The organism is Nocardia sp. NPDC102475, assembly GCF_055584605.1.
Genome location: NZ_JBVJLS010000008.1, coordinates 43,016 through 64,802 on the forward strand (window position 1 = coordinate 43,016; position 21,787 = coordinate 64,802).

A 21,787-nucleotide genomic window follows, 5' to 3' on the forward strand; every position below is an offset into this window, starting at 1 on the left:
CCCTCGCCTAGACGTTGCTGTCGGCCATCAGGCGCACGACGTCGTCCAACGACGCGCCGCCCAGAATGGCCGCCACCGGAAGATCGCGGTTCAGTTCGGCCTGCACCCGCTTGCGGAAGTCCAATGCCTGCAGCGAATCCAGGCCGAGTGCGACCAGCGGCACCGAGCTGTCGATGGCGTCGAGCCCGTCTGCGCCCATCACCTTGCCCAGTTCGATGCGCACCTGGTCGGACAGCGAACCGGCGGACGGCACGACCGCCTCCGGCACGACCCCGACGGCGGGAGCGACGGCGACGGGCTCGATTTGCGGCGGGGCCGGTTCCACTCGCGCGAGCACATCGGCGAGCAGCGGGCCCCAGCCGACCGCCGAGATGATGTCGTTCAACTGCGACCAATCGGCCGCCATCACAATGCGATTGCCGGGCCGTCCGATTTCGGCGTGCTCGGTGAAACCGATGGCGAGTGCGTCGCGCGGGTCCATGGACTGGCCGCCCGCGGCCGCGATTCGATCCACGCCGACCACGTGCAGTGGCCCTTCGAGATCCCAGATACCCCATTGCATCGCGACGGCATTCGTGCCCGCCGCACGCAGGCGCATGGCCAGCACATCGAGCATGCGGTTGACGGTGGCGTAGAGAATCTGCCCGCGACCGCCGAAGGTGGCCGCCGCGGACGAGCAGATGACGATCCGCGCATCCGCGGCCAGCGGCAGCAGCCGCAGCAGATGGTCGGTGCCGAAGATCTTCGATGCCGCCATCTCGAACAGCTTCTCGGCCGTCACATCGGCCAGCTCGGCACGCACATAGTTCACCGCGGCATGCACCAGCATGGTCGCCGGTGTGTCGGCCAGTGCGACGGCGAGCTCACGCACGCTGGCTTCGTCGCTGACATCGCACGCGACAACCGCGACTTCGGCGGTGCCGATCTCTCGGACGACCCGCAAACGGCCTGCGACGGAATCGGTTTCACCGGACCGGCTGAGCAGCGTGATCCGCCGCGCGCCACGACCGGCGAAGTACTCGGCGAACTTCAGTCCGAGCGTGCCGGTCCCGCCGACGATGACGACGTGCTCGAGCTCCGCATCATCCGGAACTCCGGCAGACGGTTCGAGTTCTACCTCGAGCCGCTTGGCATAGAGCCCGCTCGCGCGCAGTGCCAGCTGCGGTTCGTCCTTGGCATGCAGTGCGCGCACGATCTTGGCGGCCTGCCCCGCATCGGCGGTGTCGAGATCGAGGTGCCGGAAGGCGGTGCCGATATTTTCCAGGCCGATGCAGCGGAATCCGGCGGAGACCGCGCCGTGGAACAGATGCGGTGCCGGATCGTCGGCGACCGCGGCTTCACCGCCGACGGTCACCAACCAGCAGTCGGTGACCGTGGCGTCGAGCGCGGGCAGCCAGCGCGCGTCATAGAACCGCGCCAGTTCCGCGACCGCGGCGGGCCCGTCCAGATCCGGCAACTCCGGCAGCAGCACGACGATCGAGTCGTAGTCGGCAGTGTCGGCGGGCTGGTCGGGATCGTAAACGGTCGCACCACCACCGTGGTTGAAGGCGGCGGTGCACAGCGCCGCCACGAGTTCGGCGCACTTACCGGTGTGATCGACGACAAGCATTGTGCGCGGCGAAACCAGCGAGCGACGCTCGAGCCGCACCCACTGCTCCGCCAGCCGGGTCGCGGTGTGCTCGGGGGCGACCGGCGCGGAAGTCTCGGTGCGGTAGTGCGCCCACAGTCGCTGCGGATTCAGCACCGTGTTGGGGAAGTCGCGTAGCGGCAAACGCGCTGTGTCCGAATCGGATTCGACCCGCAGCGCATCCCATCGATAATTGAGGTCGTGCACCGCGACGGTCGCCAGATTGCGGGTGAACTCGCCGAGTCCCGCCGCAGTGCGCAGCGAGGTGCCGATCACCCGGAAGTCCTGCTGCGGGCGAGCGGGGTCCGGACGCACCGTGCTCAGGTTCTCCTGAATGGCCAACTGCAGCATCGGATGTTCCGACATCTCGACGAAGGTGTCGACGTCGGCGGTGGCCGCCGTGATGGCCCGGTCGAACCGCACCCGGTTGCGCAGATTCCAATACCAGTACTGGTCGTGCCGCAGGTCGGGCGTGATGGTGGTGCCGAGTGTCGCGCCGTAGCAAGGGATTTCGGTCGCGATGAAGTTCGGCCCGCTCATTTCGTCGCCGAGCGCCGCTTCCAGTCCCTCCCGGTACTCGCTGACCACCGAGGTGTGCGCCGGATACGCGACGCGGATCTCCCTGGCGAACTGACCGCGCGCGGTCGCGGTCGCCACCATATCGACAATGGTCTCGCGGTCGCCCGAAATGGCCAGGATATGCGCCGAATTGACCACCGAGAGCTCGGCCCAGCCGGAGTGCCTGGCCAGCAGCGCCTCGCACTGGTCGCGGTCCATCCCCAGCACCGCCATCGAATAGCCGCGCGGTGAAAGCTGATCGACGGCCAGGGCCCGATGCGTCACCGCGAGCACCGAATCCCGCAGCGTCATAACTCCGGAGACCGCACCGGCGGCCAGCTCGCCCTGGCTGTGTCCGATGGTCGCGGCGGGCTCGACACCGGCCGCGCGCCACATGGCGGCGAACGCGTACATCTGGAACATCAGCGCAGGTTGGAGCACCCGCACGTGATCCTCGAACTGTCCCTCGTCGCCGAGCAGATAGTGCAGCGGCTCGCGGTGCCCGAAGCGCTCCTCGAAGATCGCGGTGCAATCATCGACCGCGCGACGGAACGTCGGGGAGATCTCGTAGCAGAGTTTGCCCATGCCCGGCCGCTGACTGCCCTGTCCGGGGAAGACGAATCCGATGCCGCGCGCGGTGGCGACGCCATCGGTCACCACGACCGCGGGATGCTCGGCACCGGCGACGATCGCTCGCAACGCATCGAGCAATCCGTCGCGGTTGTCGACCATGGCAAGTGCCCGACGGCGGCGCGCGACCCGGGTGCGAAACAGCATGTCCGCCACGCGATCCGGGGTCACGCCGGGATGCCGCTCCAGATATCCCAGGATGGCGGCCGCCTCGCCGCGCAGTCCGTCGGCCGTATCGGAAGACAGCAGCACCGGGACGGTGCCGTCCGGTAGTCGGTAATCAGGCATCGATATCCTCCAGCACGGGCATGGCCAAGATCGCGTGCGCATTGGTGCCGGCGACGCCGAACGAGGAGACGGCGCCGTAGCGGACGCCGTCGATCGGGTCCCAGGGGTCGAGTTTCGTGGCCAACCGCAGGCTGGTCGCGTCCCAATCCACCTCGGTGGTCGGGTTGTCCGCATGGAGGCTCGGCGCGATCTGACCGTTCGCGCCGCTCAGCAGCACCTTGATCAGGCCGAGCACCCCCGAGGCGGCCTGTGCGTGACCCATATTCGACTTCACCGAGCCGAGTCGCGGACCGTCGGTGCCGCGGTCGACACCGCCATAGGACTGTGCGAGGGCGGTGAGCTCGAGCGGGTCGCCGACCGGTGTCCCGGTGCCGTGCCCCTCGATCAGGCCGACGTCGTCCGGCCGAATTCCGGCCGCCGCCAAGGTCTTCTCGATCAGTCGCTGCTGTGCCGTCGCGCTGGGTACCGCGAGCGGCGCGCCCTTGCCGTTGTGATTGACCCGGGTGGCGAGCACGCGGCCATAGATCAGATGGCCGAGTTCGCGTGCGCGCGACTCGTGTTCCACGACGACCACACCGGCGCCCTCACCCCACAGTGTGCCGGTCGCATCGGCGGCATAGGAGCGGCAGTGTCCGTCGACGGCGAGTGCGTTGTTCTTGGAGAACTCGAAAAATGCCGCGGGCGAGCCCATGACACAAACGCCACCGGCCAGCGCCCAGTCACATTCACCGGCACGCACGGCGTTGGCAGCCAGGTGCAATGCGGTCAGCGACGATGCGCACGCGGTATCGGTGGTCAGCGACGGCCCGGTCAGTCCGAGACTGTGCGAAATCCGACCTGCCACCGCGCCGAGGGCGGTCCCGGTGGCGCGGTATCCGGAGTACTCGGTGACCACACCGGACTGCGGCCCGTATTCATTGATGGACGCGCCCATAAAGCAGCCGACCTCGGTGCCGTCCAGCGCGCCCGGATTGATGCCCGCGTTCTCCAGCGCCCGCCACGCCACCCGCAGCGCGACCCGCTGCTGCGGATCCATCGAAATGGCCTCGCGCGGGGTGATGCCGAAGAACATCGGATCGAATTCGGTTGCCTCCGACAGGAAACCACCGGCATCGGCGACCCGGCTCCAGCCTTCGGTGCGGTGCAGCGCGAGCAACTCCTCGATCGGCCATTCGCGATTGCGCGGGAACGGTCCGATGAGTTCGCGGGCTTCGGCCAGCGCCGACCAGAAGTCGGGCAGCGTCTCGATGCCGCCCGGCGCCTCGACGGCCATACCGGAGATGACGATCGGACCCATTTCGGTACTCATCCGACGCGATCCAGTTCGGGTGCGAGCAGTTCCGCGACACCAGCGGCATTGTCGTTCAGATAGAAATGCCCGCCGTCGAAGATGGTGACGTCGATCTCCTGCGCGCTGTGGTTGGACCAGCCGTACAGCTCACGCGGCGTGATGAAAGTGTCTTCGGCACCGCCGAGCACGTGAATCTTGGCCCGCACCTGGACATCCACCGGGCAGGTATAGGAATCGAAGGCACGGTAATCGGCCTTCACCACCGGCAGCGCCATCCGCATGAGCTCGCGGCTGCCGAGCACATCGGCACCGGTGCCCTCCAGCGCGCCGAGGTGGTCGAGGATCTGCTCGTCCTCGGTCGGATGCGGCGGCAAGTCGACGGCCCGGCCCGGCGAAACCGCGGCGGATGGGGCGAGCAGTCGCACCTCGAGTCCGGCCGCCTCGGCAATGCGCACCAGTTCGAAGGCCACCATCGCGCCCATGCTGTGGCCGAAGACCGTCAGCGGCAGGCCGCGATTGTGTTCGGAGGTCCAGAATTCCGCGAACGCACCGGCGGCCAGTTCGGGCAGCGTGGCGAGCGCCGCCTCGCGGGCCCGGTCCTGACGGCCCGGGTACTGGAAGATCAGCACATTGAAGTGTTCGCTGAGCACCTTCGAGAACGCGCGATAGGTGGACGCGCCGCTACCCGCGTGCGGGCAGATCAACAATGGCGGGCGTGCTGTGCCGTTTCGAGCGACCTGCGAGCAGTCGCTAGCGGTGGAGCGGGGCTGGTGGAATTGCCGGATCCATCCGAGATTTGCTGGCATTTCTTGACTCCTGCGCTTCCGCCGGACGTCCCGGCGCAATGGTCGCGCCAGGCAGCGTCATTCGATCGGCGGCGTACAACACCCCCCGGCACGCTGCACTGTCTGGTTACTTCTGAACGGTCGCCCGATATTAGCGTAGCCTACCCTAACAAGTCTACTGGTTCGGGCTGACTCCCCTGTGGTTTCGCTTCACTGGTCGGTGAGATAGCCACCGCGCGTGAAGAATTCCGCGGCCGAATGTTCGGTACCGTCCGCGGCGCGAATCCGGGTGAGCACCAAGCCGCGATTGCGCCCCCGATGCGCCTCCGTGCCACAGACCACCGCGCCGCCGCCCTCCTGCACGATCACCCGGCCGGGCGTGCCTCCATAGCGCGCCTCCGAGACCACCGCCTCGAGCACCTCGATCCGCTCACCGCGGTAGTAGGTGAACGCGCGCGGATACGGCTCGGACAGCGCGCGCACGAAACGCTCGAGATCGACAGCGGACCAGGTCCAGTCGATGCGGCTGTCCCGCTCGGAACGCTTGTGGAAGTAGGTGCGCTCGGATTTGCGCTGCGGCTTCCATTGCGCGGTACCGGATTCCAGGACGTGCAGCGCTTCCTGCAGCGCGCCGGGGATGAGTTCCATACCGCGCAAGACCAATTCGGTGCCGGTATCGGTGGGGCCGATCGGCAATGCGCGTTGCACCAGAATGTCGCCGGTGTCCAAGCCCTCGTCCATCCGATGCACGGTCAGGCCGGTCTCGGACTCACCGCTGATCAGCGCCCAGAGCACAGGGGAGAAGCCGGTGAACTTGGGCAGCAGCGAATCGTGCAGGTTCAGGGTGCCGTGCGGGGGCAGGTTGTAGAGCTCGGCGGGCATCCAGGTGTACCAACTGTTCACCACGATGACATCCGGTTCGGCCCGCTTCACCAGGTCGATGGTTTCGGCATCGGCCCGTTCGGTCAGATGCACCGGGATGGCGTACTCGCGGGCGAGGTCCTCGACCGAATCCGACCAGATCCCCTTGTAGGAGTCCGCACTGACCGGATGGGTGACCGCGAGCACGACCTCGTGCTCCGAATCGATCAGTGCCTGCAGGGTTTTGCGGCCCCAGGTCTGGAAGCCGAACGAGACGATGCGCATGAAAACCTCACGTAGATGTATTCGGGGATATCCGGGCCGAATCAGCCGAGCCGGGCGGCCGCACCCCGCCGCGCACCGACGACCTGACGCGCCGGGGCGGTACGCAAGATCCGATCCGAAAGTTCGCCGAGGCAGCTGAGATTCGGGAATCCGGGCCCCTGGGCGATGGCCGCCATATTCGGCAGATAGAGCTTCGCGTCCAGTCCGGAGACCGCCAGGTCGTAGCCGATCGAGGCCTCCAGCCTGGCCTGGGTCAGCGGACCGCCGACGGCGAGTTCCAGCAGGTCGGCGGCATCGGAATCGAAGAGCTCCAGGAACCACAGCGGCTGCCCGCCGGTCGCGTCGACCACCAGATCGAAGTTCTGCACCAGATCCGGGCGACGGTCGTTACGCAGCGTCACCGCCACGCCGTCGCCCTGTTCGGCGACCCGCACGACCCGACCCTGCAGGTGATGCACGCGGTTGTCGCCGATGACGCTCTCCTGCACGCGCACCGAGAACACACCGCGGTCGGTGCGCCGGATGACATCGCGGCGCTCGTCCATGCTCAGTGCGTTCCACTTGGTCGGATCGCTGAAAAGCGCGTTTTCGAAATAGCTTTCGCCGCGGGTGTAGATGGTGGCCTTTGGCGTGATCACCGAGATGGTCAGCATGTCGTGGCGAACCAGTTCGTCCAGCGCCGAACCCGCGGTCTCACCGCCGCCGATCACCGCGACGCGCGAGGAGACCGGCAGCGCGCGTTTGCCCGCCAGATCCCAGAATTCGGCGATGCTGAGCACCCGGGGATGTTCGGCCAGGGCCCGACCGCTGCGGCCAGGACCGGTGATCATCAGTGCGTCCGTGTCGATCTGGGTGATCACACCGTCCGCGTCGGTCACCGAAACCAGCCAGCCGTCGGCCGCCGCGGCGACCGAATCCACTGTCCCGAGGACCAATTCGAGATCGATCGCGCGGGCCACCCACTGCAGATATTTGGCCCAGACGTGGTGGTGCGGGTTCGGGCGGCCGCGGTCGATCCATTCGGCGTAGGTGCCGTGCTCGACCAGGAACGAGGTCCAGCTGTAGGCCATCATCGCCTCGTCGATGGCCCGGTTGTGCCCGCGCGCCCAGGTCGAGTGGTACGGGAACCCGATGTCCTTTTCCGGACTGGTACCGAGCCGGTGCTGTCCGTCGGTCCAACCGCCGCTCGGCAGCCAATTGCCGCCGACCGCATGCGCCTCGACGACGATCACGCGCGGGGCCGCGAGCCCCAACTTCCGCAGGACGTGCGCTTTCGCCGCCACCGCAAGGGCTTTCGGCCCGGCGCCGACCACCAATAGTGTGTCCACGGTTCTCCTGCGTTCGATCTGGTGCGGAAGCCAGGGTCACCTAACTTCCGACTTTTAGCTTTGCATAGGCTTACCTTATATTGCACAGTAGTGCCAGTCCTTGGACCGGCACCTCCCGGCAAACGAACGATTGGATGATCCGATGCTCAGCACCAGAAATAGGCCGGTGGCGCGCCTCGCCACCGCGGCGTTCTCGCTCGCCGCGGCAGCCGTTATCGGCGCATTCGGCACCGTGGCCACCGTGGCCCCGGCCACCGCCGCGCCCATCGGCGCGCCGATGCGGACCACCACTCCCGGACTCGGCGAGTTGAAGGCAAAGCTGCAACTGGTGCTGAACACCGGCGCTTCGCGCTCCGCCCGCGCGGCCGAACTCGAGGCGGGCGAGGCCGGTCTCAGCCTGGTCGACCAGGTCGGCAGCGTCATGGCCTCGGCGCCACCGAGCTTCCGCTGGGACGTCCTCGGCCCGGTCAATGTCTCCGGCGATCTGCTCACCGCCCAGTTGACCACCGCCATCGACGGCTGGGACCCCTGGTACTTCGACCTGTCCTGGAAGCAGATCGACGGCACCTGGAAGCTGACCCGCGAGGCCGAATGCACCATCGCGAGCGTCGCGATGCTGCCTTGCAACCTGTAATCGACTGCGACACACGCGAGTTGGCCCCGAGGCAGATCACCGCCTCAGGGCCACACGGCCATTCGGAGTAGTTTCACCGGACACCCCACGACATCAGAGTATGTTTAGGCTAACCTTATCTGCATGGGTAGAGGTTTCGAAGGGTTGATGCTGAAGGCGTGGCGCGCCGAGGATTACCGGCTCACGGTGACCTCGACCGAGTACATCAGCGACAAATACATGCGGCTCGGATTCGATGCGGGCGGACTGCTCGCCGATCATCCGGTGCATCCGACGCAGTGGGTGCGGCTGTGGATTCCGAACGGTGAGCGCGAGCATCAGCGGGGCTACACGCTGGTCGATCCCGATCCGGACGGGAACAAATTCTCGATCGAATTCGCGGTGCACCACGGGCCCGCATCGATGTGGGCGCAAAAGGCGGCCGTCGGCGACCAGATCGATGTCTCGGTGCTCGGCTCGGATTTCCAGCTGCCCGACCCACTCCCGAGCGAGTTCGTCGTCTTCGGGGATACCGCGTCGCTGCCCGCCATCAATTCACTGCTCGACGCGATCGGCGATGTGCCCGCCCGGGTCTGGCTGGAATGGCAATACGAATCCGACACCGGGCTCCCGGTCCGCAATAAGCCGCACCACCAGGTGAAGTGGGTGCAGCGGATCGATAACGGCCGGCTGCTGCGCGAGCAGGCCAATGAAATGGAATGCCCGAAGGACGCTTTCGCCTGGGTCGCGTGTGACGGCCACACCACACGCTCGATCGTCAAGGCGCTCAAAACCACCCACGAGCTACCGAAAACCGCCATCAAACACCGCGCATACTGGAAATAGCCCCGCAGCCCGCACCGAGCCGTGCGGATTCGCCGAGCGTAGTCAGATGGTCGTTCCTGATCCCCGCGCCAGCCACCTTTCGACTCCCCTCGGCAGCGATAAGGTGCGCAGCATACGGGCGGAGGTGGGGTCATACTTCGGGATGATCTGGGTGCGACTTTGTGGCGACGTATCGGCGCCGGCCGATGCGGGATGCTGATGGGCGAATGGCTTCCGGATGTCGGTGGCACAGAAGCGAGCGGGCAATGTCGGTCATTGATGCAGTCGTGTCCGCCGCCGCCATCCTTTTCGCGATGGCCGCGGCGGTATTTCCCAGGCGGGTCGCCTATGCGCTGCCGGTTGCGTTGCCGCTGTTGGTATTCGGCTGCCTGATCCAGTTCGTGCTGGAAGATTTCTACTGGCAGATGGTGCCGTGCTATCTGGCGATCGTGGCCGCGACAGTGCTCGTCGTCAGCCGATTGCGCCGGTCCGCGGTCACCGAGCCGACTCGTAAGCGTCGAGTTCTCGCCGTCCTCGCGCCTGTGGCCGTCGGCCTGCTCGCCGTGCTCGCGATTCTGCCGTGGAGCATTCCGCCGGTCCCGACCCTGCCCGAGCCGACCGGCCGATACCGCATCGGCTCGGAGATCTTTCGCTGGATCGATGAGCAGCGACCGGAGACGGCCACCGATTCCACTGCCGATCGGCGCAATGTCATTGTGCAGGCGTGGTATCCGACCGAACTCGAGTCGGCGCGGCAGTGGGTGTATATCGACGGGCAGGACCGGCTGCCGAGCCGGGTGACACAGATTCCCGGCTTCATCATGCACAACTACGGACGCATCGATACCCACGCCGACGCCGACGTGCCGATCAGCGCGGAACGCGCACGCTGGCCGGTGGTGCTGTTCTCACCGGGATATGGCGCGCCCCGCGCGTTCTATACCGGACTCGTATCCGATCTCGCCAGCCGTGGCTTCGTCGTACTTACCATCGACCATCCGTACGAGGTGGCGGTCACCGGACTCGCGGACGGCAGCGTCGCGACGGCGACCGATGACTTTCCCGAGAACGACGCGGACGGCGAGCGGTATATGACCGAACACCTCCGAGTCCGTAGGGACGACCTGCGTTTCGTGCTCGATCAACTGGACCGACCAGACACCATCGGCACACTCTCGGGTCGCCTCGATACCGATCACATTGCGGCGATCGGACATTCGTTCGGCGGCGCGAGTGCGGTCGCCGCGGCGGCCGACGAGCCCCGGATCAAGGCGGTGGCGAATATCGACGGCACCCTGTACGGAGATCTGCCCGCCCTGAAACAGCCGTTCCTGTTGCTGGAGAGCGATCACTCGGAGACCGGTCATTCCGCGCGGTACCTGGACCGCAACCGCGACCTCATCCAGCATCTCCAGGCGGCCGGATTCCGCTACGAAATCGCCGAAGCCAACCACTTCGGCTTCACCGACGTGCCGCTATTCCTCGCCGCGCCTGCGCGATTCGCCGTCGCCCAATTCATCGGCGGTGAGCGCGGACCGGTGGATACCCAACGTGCGGCCAACGATATTTTGGTCGCATTCCTCCAGGGTGGGGACATCCAGGGGGCGGCGTTCGGTCACCCGAATATCCACGGCGGTCCGGTCCCTTAGACCGGTGCGGGCTCCAACCGCCATCCGGTGGCCCGCGACCGCTCGTTCCAGAAGTCGGCATATCGGCCGTCGAGCGCCAAAAGTTCGGCGTGCGTACCGCGTTCGACGATTCGGCCACCATCGAGGAACAGGATCTGATCGGCATGCGCGATGGTGGGCAGCCGATGCGCGACGACGATTACCGTTTTATCCCTGGTGAGTTCGTGCATTCCGCGCAACACGACGGCCTCGCTGTGCGGATCCAGCGCACTGGTCGCCTCGTCCAGCAGCACGATCGGCGCATCCTCGAGCAGCGCGCGAGCAATCGAAACCCGTTGCCGCTCACCACCGGACAGTGTCGCACCGCCCTCGCCCACCGCCGTGTCGTAACCGTCGGGCAGCCGTTCGACGATTTCGTCCACCCTGGCCGCCTCGGCCGCACGCCGCAGTTCGGTGTCGGTGGCATCGGGGCGGCCGATCCGAATGTTGTCCGCCACCGACTGATTGAACAGATAGACGTTCTGGAATACGAGCGAGAGCTGATCCAACAGCGTCTCCGACGGTTGTTCGCGCACATCGTGCTCACCGACCACGACCCGGCCCGCCTCGACATCGTAGAAACGCGCCGCGAGCCGCAGCAGTGTCGTCTTGCCCGCGCCGCTCGGCCCGACGATCGCGGTGGTGGTCCCGGCGGGCACCTCGAAACTCAGCTCCGACAGCACCGGCTCGCCCGGCCGGTAGCCGAAGGAGACATCATCGAAGACGACCGACGGCGCACCCGGTGTCACCGACGACTTCGCCTCCGGCAGTAAGGGTTCGGCGAGCAGTCCGGTGACCCGGTCGGCGGCCGCGGCGGCCGACCGCAGCGCATTGCCCAGCTGCGCGGCCTGATTCAGCGGTTCGATGAACCGGGAGCTCACCGCGATGAGCGCGATAGCGGCCGCCGCCGAAACGGCGCCGTCGGTAACCCGTCCCACCGCAATGTAGACCAGCACCAGGAACACGGCCTGCACGAACAGCGCGAATACGATCAGACCGGGCACCGAGGCGAACATCAACCGGGTGATCGCCGAGCGCTGTCGCGCCAGGGCACTGTCCAGCGCCCGGTTGTCCGCTCCCACCGCACCGAAGGCGCGCAGCACCGGCTGCGCCTGCGCGAATTCGACCACGCGCGAATCGGCTTCGGCCGCCGTCTCGTGCATCCGCGCATCGGAACGGGTGTAAGCGCGATTGGCCAGACCGTTGACTATGAACAGCACCGGCGCGGCGAGCAACATGGCGAGCGAGATCCGCCAATCGATGACCAGCATGCCGAGCGCGACACCCAGCGGAACCACAATGCTGGTGAGCACCTTGGTCAGCAGATACGCGATCAGGCCCTGGATCTCACGCACATTCTCGACCACGATCCGCGACAGCGGCCCGGCACTGTGCGTCTCGAACCAGCCGAGCGGCAGGGCATTAAGATGATCGCCGAGCCTGGTCTGCAACCCGCGCTGCATGCCGACACCGATGCGCAGACCGAGTACGGCCTGCAGATATCCGAACACGACGACCCCGGCGACCGCGACCAGCATCCACAGCGCCCAGAACCAGGCGCGACCGAGCTCGTTGTCGAACAACGCTTCAAGCACCGGCACCAGCAGCAGATACGCCGCCGCCTGACTCAGTGCCTGAGCAATGATGGCCGCCAACAGTTTCGGCGTCAGGTGGGCGAATTCCGCCGGAATCAGCCCGAGCACCTTGCGAATCATCGTGTCACCTCGACATTTTCGACCAGCGCGAGCGCGCCGAGCGCTGCCTCGTTGAATTCCCAGAGTCGCTGATAGGTGCCGCCCGCCTCGCGCAGACCGGCGTGCTCACCCTGCTCGACCAGGGATCCGTTCTCCAGCACCAGAATCCGATCGACTCCGGTGATGGTGTGCAGCCGATGCGCGATCACGAGCACGGTCCGACCCGCGACCAGTACCGCGAGCGCATCCTGCACCGCAGCCTCGGACTCCGGATCGGCGAAGGCGGTCGCCTCGTCGAGGACCAGCACCGGAGTATCGGCGAGCAGCGCGCGGGCGATCGAAAGCCGTTGCGCCTCACCACCCGACAGCGTCGCGTCGACGCCGATCTCGGAGTCGTAGCCGCGCGGCAGCGCCAGAATGCGCTCGTGGATCTGAGCCGCCCGTGCCGCCTGTTCCAGTGTGGCATCATCGGCGTCGGCTCGGGCCAGCCGCAGATTCTCGCGAATGCTGCCGCGGATCAAGCGCACATCTTGGAAGACGAATCCGACGGTGCGATAGAGCTCCTCGGTCGAGAAGTCGCGAATATCGCGGCCCGCAATGGTGATCCGCCCGTCGCCGACGTCATAGAAGCGTGGCAGGAGCTTCGCGAGCGTCGACTTACCCGACCCGCTCGGTCCGACCAGCGCGGTAATGGTGCCCGGCCGCAGCTCGAGGTCGATCTCGCGCAGCACCTGGTGATCCGAGCGATATCCGAAGCTCACGCTCTCGAACCGCACCACACCCGCGGCCGCCGGATCGAGAGCCGATATCGTCTCGGGCACAGTCAATTCGGGTGTCAGCTGCAGTCCGTACAGGCGGACCGCGGCCGCACCGGCGGCCCGCAGCGCCTGAGTTCCGTATCCGAGACCGAGTAGCGCACTGCCGAGCCCGAGGCCGACGAGCAAGAACGGCAATACATCCAGCGGCGCGACCCAATCCAGTCCCACCGCGGCGAGTCCGGCGATTACGACAACCAGCATTACAAAGACTGGCGTGACCACGATGTCGGATGCCGACTGGATCCGAATGATCGGCATCTTCAACCGATTCAGGCTATCGGCCTGTCCGTCCACCGCCTCCTGAAACACGGTGTGCGCCTTGCCCGCTTGACCGAACGCCCGCACCACCTGGATGCCATCGACGAATTCGATGGTGGCGTCCTGGGTGCGGCGCTCCCAGCGGGTATAGACCGCCATGCGATCGCGGCCGTCCTGATCCATCATCCGGCTGAACAACACCATGTAGGCGATCAGCGGAATCAGCATTGCCAGCGTGAGTCGCCAATCGACGCTGACCAGGTAGCCGAGGGTGACCAGCGGCACGGTAAGCGCGCCGACGAACTCCAGTCGCGCATGCGCGACCAGATAATGCAGCGCCTCGACATCGTCCTGCAGATACTTCTTCACCTCGCCGGAGGAGCGTTCATCGAACCAGCCGAGCGGCACCCTGGTCAGCTTGGCCGCCAACAACCTACGCAACGTCAGCTGGTATCCGGCATCGACCAGATGCGACCAGGTCAGCGCCGCCGCCTGCAGCAGGCCGCGCGCGAGGAGCACCACCACCGCGATCAGCAGCAGCCGCCACACCCGATCGGTATCCACCCGGTTGGCGAGCAGTTCCCGGCAGGCCGCGACGATCAGCACGAACGGCACGACGGTGCCGACCGAGGCAATGGCCACGATGATGCTCGCGAGTGTCAGCGTGCGGCGCACGGGCGCAAGGATTTCCTTGCGCGCCGCGGCTTCCTGCTGCTTTCGAGCCTTCAGCACCGTCTTCGGCGGCCGGTTTCCGGTCTCCTCCACCGTCATCTGCCTCGCCCCTCTCGGCCCTTCGGGGAGCCTCTCGCCGGAATCGGCACCCATCTTCACACAAGATCGGCCGAGAGGGTAGGTTAGGCTAAGTTATCTAGCGGTCGTTCCAACCGAGGTCGCGCCCGATCACATCGAACAACTTCTCGTTCCACGGGCGATAGAACTCGCGCAGCCGGGCCACCGAACCCTCGTCGGGCTCCGGGAATTCGAGCGGATTGCGGTTCAAGACATGATGACGGACCGGCTCGACGGCGGGCAATCCGAGGAATTCATGGATGCCGCACACTGTCTTCGAGATATCGGCGAAGAAGTCCTCGGCGGTGACGATGTAGACGTTGTCCTTGTCGAACGCCTCGAGCCAGCGGGCTACCGCATTGGCGTAGACACCGGTGCCGAGCACCGGCATGGAGGGCAGTGTGGTCGGTGGCGGCGGCGCGGGAAACATCTCCAGCGCGTACCCGATGTAGTCGGCAAAGGTCTGGCCGTACGGCACGGCGCGCAGGCCGTCCTTGTTACTGAGGAACAGATCCCATTTGTAATGCGAGTAGGCGCGATCCACCGGATCGCGCAACATCATCACGATCTTGGCGTCGGGTCGGGCCGCACTGTAGCTGTCGATCAACGGAAGATCGTGCAGCAGTGGGTCGAAATGGCCCGCGAGCGCTTGGCCCGTACATCGCATCACCTCGGCCTTCTGCCGCTCCGTCGGGAAGAACGGACCCCACATGTGCGGGCAGCCGTGCCCGATCTCCTTGGTGAGCGGCGCCAGGATGCTCGGATGCTGCATGAGGTAGCTGGCCAGGTCGGTGGTGCCGCACTTCAGCGCGCCGACGCAGGCGAAATCCGGCAGAACGCGCGGCCCACCGAAACGCCGCAACCACAGCCGGATCGGTGGCACTCTGCCGAAATAATGCGGCAGCGTCAGATAGCGAATTCCCAGCCGTGCAGTGCGCAACGGACGCCCGAGATAGCTCTCCCGGTTGTAGCGGTGCAGTTGCCATTCTTCGAATACCGCAAGCCCTTTCGTGTATCTATCGGACGCATACTCTTGTGCGCTCGACGGCGCCACCACTGTTGGCATTGGAACATCCCCTCGCACAACGATCTTCGCCGCAGAGCACGCGGCGATCTACTTTCCGAACCAACCGCAAGGAATGGTTCGTCCGACTACTGACACGCAATTCGAGGAAACACACGTTGTTACCTCCTGCCATCGATCCCGCTGTCCGCCGGGAGTCGATTCGCGAATCACGTTAGCGCCGAGTTCATCCCGGCGTTACCGAAATCCCGGCTGTCGATACACAGACGACGATGCATCCCATCTAGGCAACTTCACAACACCCGCCAGCAAGGGGATGCGCCGCCACACGCTGGCCGCTGCTGCTCGCCCGGCCGAAATGCCGCACAGGGTAGGACACTTGCCGAGGAGTTCGATGTGAAGCTCGCACAGTGAGATCTCGCCTCCGACAAAGATTTCCACGCCCAGGCACGAGCAGTCGCGAGAGGCGGCCGATCGGTGCTGCGGGAACCCTGTTCAATACCGAATGACCGGTTCTCTCACCGCACTTGGCAACACATCTTCGACGCGCCGGGGAAGCTTGCGTGAACGACGCACTATCCCAGCAACTTTCGCGCGCGAGCATTACTAGCTTATGCAGCTACACAGATTGCGACTGCGGTTGGAGATGTGAAAATGTTTGTCACGACAATTATTTCGAATATCGGCGATTGCAGCCGTGATCCCGGCACCTTGACCGAGCGGCAGGCGCACCGAGCGATGCAGGTGCATCTGAATTGCAGTGTCGATAGCTGCAAGGTCCGCCGCCGCGCCCGCCAGATGCTGGTCGAGTCCCGGCGAATGGTGCTGGACGAGCGCGCCGAGCCGTAATCATCCACGGCGTAACCCGCGCCGCCCCGGAATCGACTACGCCGTCTGAGCGTTGGCACAGCCATGACGACCACCGAATCCGATCGCTCCGCCACGCCCGTCGTCGACACCGGCACCGCATTCGGTGCCAGGGTCGCCGCCCGCCTGGAACGCGAGAATGTCATCTGGCTGACCACCGTCGGGCGCAGCGGAACACCACAGCCGAATCCGGTGTGGTTCCAATGGCGCGACGGTGAATTTCTGATCTTCAGCCAGGCCGATAAGCCGAAGTTGCGCAATATCGCCCGCAATTCTCGGGTGTCGCTGCATCTCAACAGCACCGCGAGCGGCGGCGACGTGGTGATTCTCACCGGCACCGCGCGAATCGACGAAGCCGGGCCGACACCGGCAGAAGTCGCCGCGTTCACCGAGAAATACTCCGAGGGACTCGCCTCGCTTTCGATGACCGAGGAACAGTTCCACGCCGACTACTCGGTCACGGTGCGAGTCACTCCGGATCGGCTGCGCGGATTCTGAGCCCGACCCGGCCGTGAGCTGGGGATTCGTCGACGACTAAGGTCGTCGGTGATGAGAAGGAGGCAGCAGCCGCCGTTGCCCAAGCGGCACGGCCTGGATCCGGCCCGGCTCCGCCTACCGGAGCAGGGCGATTGGGCGACCATTCGCGACCATCTGGTGGATCGGCTGCCTCGTGTCCCTGCCGCGCGCATCGATGAGCTGCTGGATGCGGGCGGGATCGTCGATCTATCCGGTCCGATCGCGCCGGATGCGCCGTATGTGCCGGGCGGCGCGGTCTGGTTCCATCGCGATCTACCCGATGAGACCGAAGTTCCGTTCGATATCCCGATCGTCCACCGCGACGACGATCTGCTCGTGGTGGACAAGCCGCATTTCCTGGCGACGATTCCGCGCGGCCAGCACATCCTGCAGACGGCGTTGGTGCGGCTACGTCGCGAACTAGATCTACCCGATCTCATTCCGGCGCACCGGCTCGATCGCGTCACCGCGGGGCTGGTGCTCTTCGTGATCAATCCGGCCCGACGCGGGGCCTATCAGACGATGTTCCACAAGCGCACGGTGCGCAAGGAGTACGAGGCCATCGCCCCCTTCGATCCGGAGCTGGCGCTGCCACGCACGGTGCGCAGCCGGATCATCAAGGAGAAGCAGGTGCTCGCCGCGCAGGAAGTGGCGGGTGAACCCAATGCGGAGACCTGGATCGAATTGCTCGAGCAGCGCGAGGGCCTCGGCCGCTACCGGCTGCGGCCGCTGACCGGGCGCACCCATCAGCTGCGGTTGCATATGAACGGACTCGGCATTCCGATACTCGGCGACGACTTCTATCCGAGGCTCACCGACAAATCTGTGCACGACTTCACTCGCCCCCTGCAACTGCTGGCCACATCACTCGAATTCACCGACCCGGTCAGCGGCACACCGCGCCGGTTCGACAGTGCGCGGACGCTGCAGGCATGGGCGGATCCGCGGGGTTGGCGGGGTCGGCATTAACGCCGACGGCGCGTAGCGCGAAACAGGGTACGACCATGTTGATGACGCAAACCCCCGAAGCCGAACCCGTCGCGCCAGTTGCGGGCATCCGTAGACTGGGCCGGATGCTTCAACAGGACCTCGACGAAGCGGCACCGTCCCGCCACAAACTGCACGCCTATCTCGACGTGGCCGTTGTGGTGATCGTCCTGGCAGGCACGAATCTGATCGCCCACTTCACCACCGCGTGGGCGAGCATCCTCACCGTTCCGATCGCCGCCGTGGTGCTGCTCGCGCTCATGCGGCGACGCGGGCTCGGCTGGTCCGAACTCGGACTCGCACCGCGGCACTGGCGACGCAGCACGCTCTGGGCGCTCGGTGCGGTCGGCTTGGTGCTCGCGGTGGTGGCGATCGGGGCGCTGCTGCCGATCACGCGGCCGTTCTTCCTCGCCGACCGCTACGCCACTATTTCCGGCGCGCTCATCGCATCGATGATCGTCATCCCGCTGCAGACCGCGATTCCGGAGGAGCTGGCCTTCCGCGGCGTCCTGCACGGCACGCTCGACCGCGTCTACGGCGTACGCGGCGTCTTCGCGGCGGGATCACTGCTGTTCGGCCTCTGGCATATCGCCTCCTCCCTCGGTCTGACCACCAGTAACCGCGGCCTGACCGGCTTCATCGGCGGCGGCCCGGCCGGTCAGATCATCGGCATCCTGCTCGCCGTCCTCGCCACCGCCGCCGCGGGTGTCGTCTTCACCTGGCTGCGCCGCCGCAGCGGCAGCCTCCTGGCCCCCATCGCCCTGCACTGGTCGATAAACGGCGCGGGCGCATTGGCCGCCGCCATCGTCTGGCACACCACCCTCAGCTGACCCGAATTCCGCGCAAGCCGGGGAGCTCGCGATTCGCGCATTTGTTCGAGTTTCCGGAGTCGCAGCATTGACCTCGGGCGGGTAGCGGTTTAATCTCGGTGCGATCACACATATGTTCGAGCATGTAGGTCTGCGTCGGTATGACACCTGCTCCTGGGAAGGCTCGCGATGCGCGACAAACAGTCGACCGGTAGGTCCGAGATCGCCGCATTGGCCGAGCGGGTCGCGAACGCGCGGGGGCGGTTACCACTGCAGGATGACGCGGCGCTCGTGCAGGCGTTGTCGGATGACGAGATCGATGCGGAACGCGAACTCGCGCAATGGGTTCGGGCGCAGCGGCGAGGGCAGCGGAAACGGGCCGTCCAGGATGAACTCACGGCGGAGAAGCGCAACCGGCGAACCATGTCCGCCATCCAGCGCGCCGATGACGCGGACGCCCGCTGGCATCGGCGCGCACTGGCGGCGCGGCGGCGGGTCTCGAATCAGGATGCGCGCCTTGCCCAGTTGTACCGGCGGGCCGAATGGTCCTCGCGCGCATTGATCGCCGTCGTGGTGCTCGGCATGGTGTGGGCCGGGGTGAATGTGCAGCACAACCTGGTGCCCAGCGGGAATATGGCAGATCCCCTGTACTGGTTGAGCTATGGAATCGAGGCGATGATCTCGATCCCGATCATCACCATCATGGTGGCCGCGACGACGGCCGCCCGCTGGGGCCGCGAACTCGACCGCGGCAAGGTCGTCTTCTTCGAGACCGCGCTGCTCGGCACGACCATCGCGCTCAACGCGGGCCCGCACCTGGCCGCCGGATCCTTCGGCCAGGCCGCCGAATACGCGATCGCACCGGTCATGGTCGGCGTCGTCATCTGGTTGCACGCCTGGGTTTCCGCGCGATACGCCCTGCTCATCGACGGTGTCCCGATGGTCGAGGACGAACCCGACCTGCCGCCCCGGCACCGGGTCACCACCGAGCGCGGCGCACCCATCGATACGTTCCGTGCCGACGACCCCACCGACCGTCGAGAACTGCTCGCCGCCAAGGGTTTCGACCCCCTGCTCGACCAAGCCGGCGTCCGCTTCCCGGTCGATATGGATCCCCATGTCGCCGAAGCCGCGATGCGTGCCGCCCAACCCGACGCGGTTCCCGTCTCGCGCCTCGATTGCACGGAAACCCTGGTGTACCACGCGCAGAGCACCCGCTCGACGAACGGCCGCCTCACCCAACAGATCCCGAGCGACGACTACCGCCCTGGTCACGCGGTGCGCGCGACGGATCCGATCCATGACAACGCACGGCCCTACACCGACGCCAACGGAAGATCGCCAGCCCATACGTCGGCAACTGGCGCGAACCGCCTCGGCAAGAACACATTTCATGCCTCGGACCTCGATCAGCGCATTACATCGGATACGGCTGCGAGCGCCGAGCGCGCAGCCCATGCCACCGCGCGCGGCAAGTCCGCGACGGCACCGATGAATGCTCGTGACACAACTATTGCCGCCACCCGGCTCGAGCCTCAGGACGCGTCAGGGACCGCTGCCGATGAGCGCGCGACCTTCGCCGCCACGGACTTCGCGCCACAAACGGCAGCACAGAGCGCCGCCAGCACCCGCAACGAACACCCGGCCAATGCCGCAAACGGATTCGCCACCCAGACCGGTGCCGATGAGCGCGCGACTTTCGCCGCCGCGGGTTTCGAGCCTCGGACAGCCGTATCGAATGCGGTCGGCACCCACGATGAGCACACGACTGCCGCAACCGGCCTCGATTCCCAGACCGCAGTGACTGCTCCCGATGAGCGCATGACTCTCACTGCCACAACAGGTTTCGACACCCAGACCGCGCTGGCGGACGCTACCGATGAGCGCACAACTTTCGCGGGCACAGGCTCAGCTCCCCGGACGGCTACGCCGAGTGCCGCCAGCGCCCGCGACGAGCACACGTCTGTTGCCGCAACAGGACTCGATCCCCGGACCGCAGCGACTGCTGCCGATGAGCACACGACTGTCGCCGCCAACGTCCGTACCGCGTCCGCGACTACTGCTTCCACTCGGTACGAGCACACGGCTTCCAATACCAGCGGCTTCGAGCCCCGTACAGCACCTGCGGCCGCCGATCGCGCGGCTTTGCCTGCCACGGACGACGCAACTGTTCCTGCTACAGATATCGACCTCCGGACTGCAACGGCGGCCGACGCCAGCACTCCGGACGAGCACCCAGCCTCGGGGACTGCAGGCTTTGAGCCCGATGCCACGCCCGGGGCGTCCGGTCGCGACGAACGTTCCAATCGCGATGCGAGCGCGACTTCTGTTGTCGGAGAAGCGGAACCGCGGCGGCACGCAGCACGCCCCGCAGCACAGTCGCAGCTGAGCATTTTCGATACGGCGACTGTCGAATCCGTCGCGCAGACCAGTACGGACACTGGGGACCGCGCACAGACCGACCCCGATCGCGCCACGGTGTCCCGCACCGCAACCGCTGCGGGCACGGGCACGGGCACGGGCACGGGCAAGCCAGTTGACGCTCCCCGCCCTGCGAAGTCCAGCATTCGCACCGAAACCCCCACACGCACAAACACACCCACCGAACCCCAGCGTGCTACCCGAGGTTCCGCCACACCGACCCCGGCCGAACGAATCACACGGGTAGTGGAGGGTCACCGCACTTCGGGCGCCGACAACTCCGCAGCCGATCACGAGGATCAGACCGCAGCATCCGAGGCCGAGGCCAGGCAACTCGTTTCGGATGAGACACCTCGCCGCACCACCAGCGAGGTGATCAGCGAAGTGGTGCAATCACTTTCGGCCGAGGACCTGCTGACCGAGAACCTCGGCTCCGAGAGCGACGATATCGAGGTGTGGTCGGTCGCCCGCGCAATCGCGGGCCGCGGCCTCTCCGTCATCCCCGTGGAACAACTCGCCGAAATCCTCATGCTCGCCGACCAATCCTGGACCCCAACCAGCATCGGCGCCGAAGTCGGCCTCTCCCGCACCGCCATCGCCCAAGTCCTGGAATTCGCCCGCCGAGTCCGCCGCCCCTACGCAATCAGCAGCTAACCAGACCTCGCCACTGCAGCCGACAGCAGCGCGGCGTTCGTGATCCCTGCTCGCGCATACTCAGTGACTACCTCACATAGGTTGCACGCTATGCGAGGTAGTCACTGGGTATGCGGCAACGAGCATTGAGGACCACGAGAAGGGCCGTCCGACTTGGATATCCCGAGTCGGACGGCCCTGTTCACTCTGCGG

The 21,787-nt window shown here is 66.1% G+C and carries 16 protein-coding genes; 8 read left to right on the forward strand and 8 right to left on the reverse strand.

Annotation, left to right across the window (positions count from 1 at the left end):
- Positions 1-7: 7 nt before the first annotated feature.
- The 5 genes from nbtC to ACZ60G_RS16450 all read right to left on the reverse strand — a co-directional run bounded on the left by nbtC (position 8) and on the right by ACZ60G_RS16450 (position 7,653).
- A complete protein-coding gene (gene nbtC / locus ACZ60G_RS16430; protein ID WP_465810946.1) occupies positions 8-3,103 on the reverse strand; it encodes a nocobactin polyketide synthase NbtC in 3,096 nt (1,031 codons plus the stop codon).
- Entirely contained in the window at positions 3,096-4,412 is a 1,317-nt protein-coding gene (locus ACZ60G_RS16435) for a beta-ketoacyl [acyl carrier protein] synthase domain-containing protein (protein ID WP_465810947.1), read from the reverse strand. Before ACZ60G_RS16435 ends, nbtC begins: the two co-directional genes overlap by 8 nt.
- Positions 4,409-5,200 carry a thioesterase II family protein gene (locus ACZ60G_RS16440; RefSeq protein WP_465810948.1) on the reverse strand — a complete coding sequence of 264 codons (792 nt, stop codon included), beginning with the start codon at positions 5,198-5,200 and terminating at the stop codon, positions 4,409-4,411. The genes ACZ60G_RS16435 and ACZ60G_RS16440 overlap by 4 nt, the downstream gene beginning before the upstream one ends.
- Positions 5,201-5,389: 189 nt before the next feature.
- The gene (locus ACZ60G_RS16445; protein WP_465810949.1) at positions 5,390-6,325 is read right to left on the reverse strand and encodes a methionyl-tRNA formyltransferase; all 936 of its coding nucleotides are present in this window, start codon (positions 6,323-6,325) and stop codon (positions 5,390-5,392) included.
- Positions 6,326-6,366: 41 nt separating this feature from the next.
- Entirely contained in the window at positions 6,367-7,653 is a 1,287-nt protein-coding gene (locus ACZ60G_RS16450; protein WP_465810950.1) for a SidA/IucD/PvdA family monooxygenase, read from the reverse strand.
- A 142-nt stretch (positions 7,654-7,795) separates the two neighbouring features.
- On the opposite strand from ACZ60G_RS16450, the gene ACZ60G_RS16455 reads away from it, so the two are divergent.
- The 3 genes from ACZ60G_RS16455 to ACZ60G_RS16465 all read left to right on the forward strand — a co-directional run bounded on the left by ACZ60G_RS16455 (position 7,796) and on the right by ACZ60G_RS16465 (position 10,740).
- Positions 7,796-8,287: an MTB12 C-terminal domain-containing protein gene (locus ACZ60G_RS16455; protein WP_465810951.1), complete on the forward strand. Its 492-nt coding sequence runs from the start codon at positions 7,796-7,798 to the stop codon at positions 8,285-8,287.
- 123 nt (positions 8,288-8,410) lie between these two features.
- Positions 8,411-9,112, forward strand: a complete 702-nt coding sequence (locus tag ACZ60G_RS16460; protein ID WP_465810952.1) for a siderophore-interacting protein — start codon at positions 8,411-8,413, stop codon at positions 9,110-9,112.
- A gap of 245 nt (positions 9,113-9,357) precedes the next feature.
- Positions 9,358-10,740 (forward strand): alpha/beta hydrolase family protein, encoded by a 1,383-nt coding sequence (locus ACZ60G_RS16465; protein ID WP_465810953.1) that lies wholly within the window; start codon positions 9,358-9,360, stop codon positions 10,738-10,740.
- Here the strand turns inward: ACZ60G_RS16465 and ACZ60G_RS16470 are convergent.
- The 3 genes from ACZ60G_RS16470 to ACZ60G_RS16480 all read right to left on the reverse strand — a co-directional run bounded on the left by ACZ60G_RS16470 (position 10,737) and on the right by ACZ60G_RS16480 (position 15,383).
- Complete coding sequence (locus tag ACZ60G_RS16470) at positions 10,737-12,473, reverse strand: ABC transporter ATP-binding protein (RefSeq protein ID WP_465810954.1); 1,737 nt, start codon at positions 12,471-12,473, stop codon at positions 10,737-10,739. The genes ACZ60G_RS16465 and ACZ60G_RS16470 overlap by 4 nt on opposite strands.
- On the reverse strand, positions 12,470-14,299 hold the full coding sequence (locus tag ACZ60G_RS16475; protein WP_465810955.1) for an ABC transporter ATP-binding protein: 1,830 nt from the start codon (positions 14,297-14,299) through the stop codon (positions 12,470-12,472). Before ACZ60G_RS16475 ends, ACZ60G_RS16470 begins: the two co-directional genes overlap by 4 nt.
- 97 nt (positions 14,300-14,396) lie before the next feature.
- Positions 14,397-15,383: a sulfotransferase family protein gene (locus ACZ60G_RS16480; RefSeq protein ID WP_465810956.1), complete on the reverse strand. Its 987-nt coding sequence runs from the start codon at positions 15,381-15,383 to the stop codon at positions 14,397-14,399.
- Positions 15,384-15,995: 612 nt separating this feature from the next.
- Between ACZ60G_RS16480 and ACZ60G_RS16485 the strand changes: the two genes are divergently transcribed.
- The 5 genes from ACZ60G_RS16485 (at position 15,996) to ACZ60G_RS16505 (ending at position 21,595) form a co-directional block, all read left to right on the forward strand.
- Positions 15,996-16,190 (forward strand): hypothetical protein, encoded by a 195-nt coding sequence (locus ACZ60G_RS16485; protein WP_465810957.1) that lies wholly within the window; start codon positions 15,996-15,998, stop codon positions 16,188-16,190.
- 63 nt (positions 16,191-16,253) lie between these two features.
- Positions 16,254-16,706 carry a TIGR03667 family PPOX class F420-dependent oxidoreductase gene (locus ACZ60G_RS16490; RefSeq protein ID WP_465810958.1) on the forward strand — a complete coding sequence of 151 codons (453 nt, stop codon included), beginning with the start codon at positions 16,254-16,256 and terminating at the stop codon, positions 16,704-16,706.
- A gap of 51 nt (positions 16,707-16,757) precedes the next feature.
- On the forward strand, positions 16,758-17,693 hold the full coding sequence (locus ACZ60G_RS16495; protein ID WP_465810959.1) for an RluA family pseudouridine synthase: 936 nt from the start codon (positions 16,758-16,760) through the stop codon (positions 17,691-17,693).
- Between the two features lie 104 nt (positions 17,694-17,797).
- Positions 17,798-18,541, forward strand: a complete 744-nt coding sequence (locus ACZ60G_RS16500; protein WP_465810960.1) for a lysostaphin resistance A-like protein — start codon at positions 17,798-17,800, stop codon at positions 18,539-18,541.
- A 168-nt stretch (positions 18,542-18,709) separates the two neighbouring features.
- A complete protein-coding gene (locus ACZ60G_RS16505) occupies positions 18,710-21,595 on the forward strand; it encodes a DUF5585 domain-containing protein (RefSeq protein WP_465810961.1) in 2,886 nt (961 codons plus the stop codon).
- Positions 21,596-21,787 lie beyond the last annotated feature (192 nt).

What these genes read in the sequence shown, in the direction of transcription:
- nbtC (WP_465810946.1), bottom strand. Translation starts at nt 3,103, where the DNA reads ATGCCTGATTACCGACTACCGGACGGCACCGTCCCGGTGCTGCTGTCT.
- ACZ60G_RS16435 (WP_465810947.1), bottom strand. Translation starts at nt 4,412, where the DNA reads ATGAGTACCGAAATGGGTCCGATCGTCATCTCCGGTATGGCCGTCGAG.
- ACZ60G_RS16440 (WP_465810948.1), bottom strand. Translation starts at nt 5,200, where the DNA reads ATGCCAGCAAATCTCGGATGGATCCGGCAATTCCACCAGCCCCGCTCC.
- ACZ60G_RS16445 (WP_465810949.1), bottom strand. Translation starts at nt 6,325, where the DNA reads ATGCGCATCGTCTCGTTCGGCTTCCAGACCTGGGGCCGCAAAACCCTG.
- ACZ60G_RS16455 (WP_465810951.1), top strand. Translation starts at nt 7,796, where the DNA reads ATGCTCAGCACCAGAAATAGGCCGGTGGCGCGCCTCGCCACCGCGGCG.
- ACZ60G_RS16460 (WP_465810952.1), top strand. Translation starts at nt 8,411, where the DNA reads ATGGGTAGAGGTTTCGAAGGGTTGATGCTGAAGGCGTGGCGCGCCGAG.
- ACZ60G_RS16465 (WP_465810953.1), top strand. Translation starts at nt 9,358, where the DNA reads ATGTCGGTCATTGATGCAGTCGTGTCCGCCGCCGCCATCCTTTTCGCG.
- ACZ60G_RS16470 (WP_465810954.1), bottom strand. Translation starts at nt 12,473, where the DNA reads ATGATTCGCAAGGTGCTCGGGCTGATTCCGGCGGAATTCGCCCACCTG.
- ACZ60G_RS16475 (WP_465810955.1), bottom strand. Translation starts at nt 14,299, where the DNA reads ATGACGGTGGAGGAGACCGGAAACCGGCCGCCGAAGACGGTGCTGAAG.
- ACZ60G_RS16480 (WP_465810956.1), bottom strand. Translation starts at nt 15,383, where the DNA reads ATGCCAACAGTGGTGGCGCCGTCGAGCGCACAAGAGTATGCGTCCGAT.
- ACZ60G_RS16485 (WP_465810957.1), top strand. Translation starts at nt 15,996, where the DNA reads ATGTTTGTCACGACAATTATTTCGAATATCGGCGATTGCAGCCGTGAT.
- ACZ60G_RS16490 (WP_465810958.1), top strand. Translation starts at nt 16,254, where the DNA reads ATGACGACCACCGAATCCGATCGCTCCGCCACGCCCGTCGTCGACACC.
- ACZ60G_RS16495 (WP_465810959.1), top strand. Translation starts at nt 16,758, where the DNA reads ATGAGAAGGAGGCAGCAGCCGCCGTTGCCCAAGCGGCACGGCCTGGAT.
- ACZ60G_RS16500 (WP_465810960.1), top strand. Translation starts at nt 17,798, where the DNA reads ATGCTTCAACAGGACCTCGACGAAGCGGCACCGTCCCGCCACAAACTG.
- ACZ60G_RS16505 (WP_465810961.1), top strand. Translation starts at nt 18,710, where the DNA reads ATGCGCGACAAACAGTCGACCGGTAGGTCCGAGATCGCCGCATTGGCC.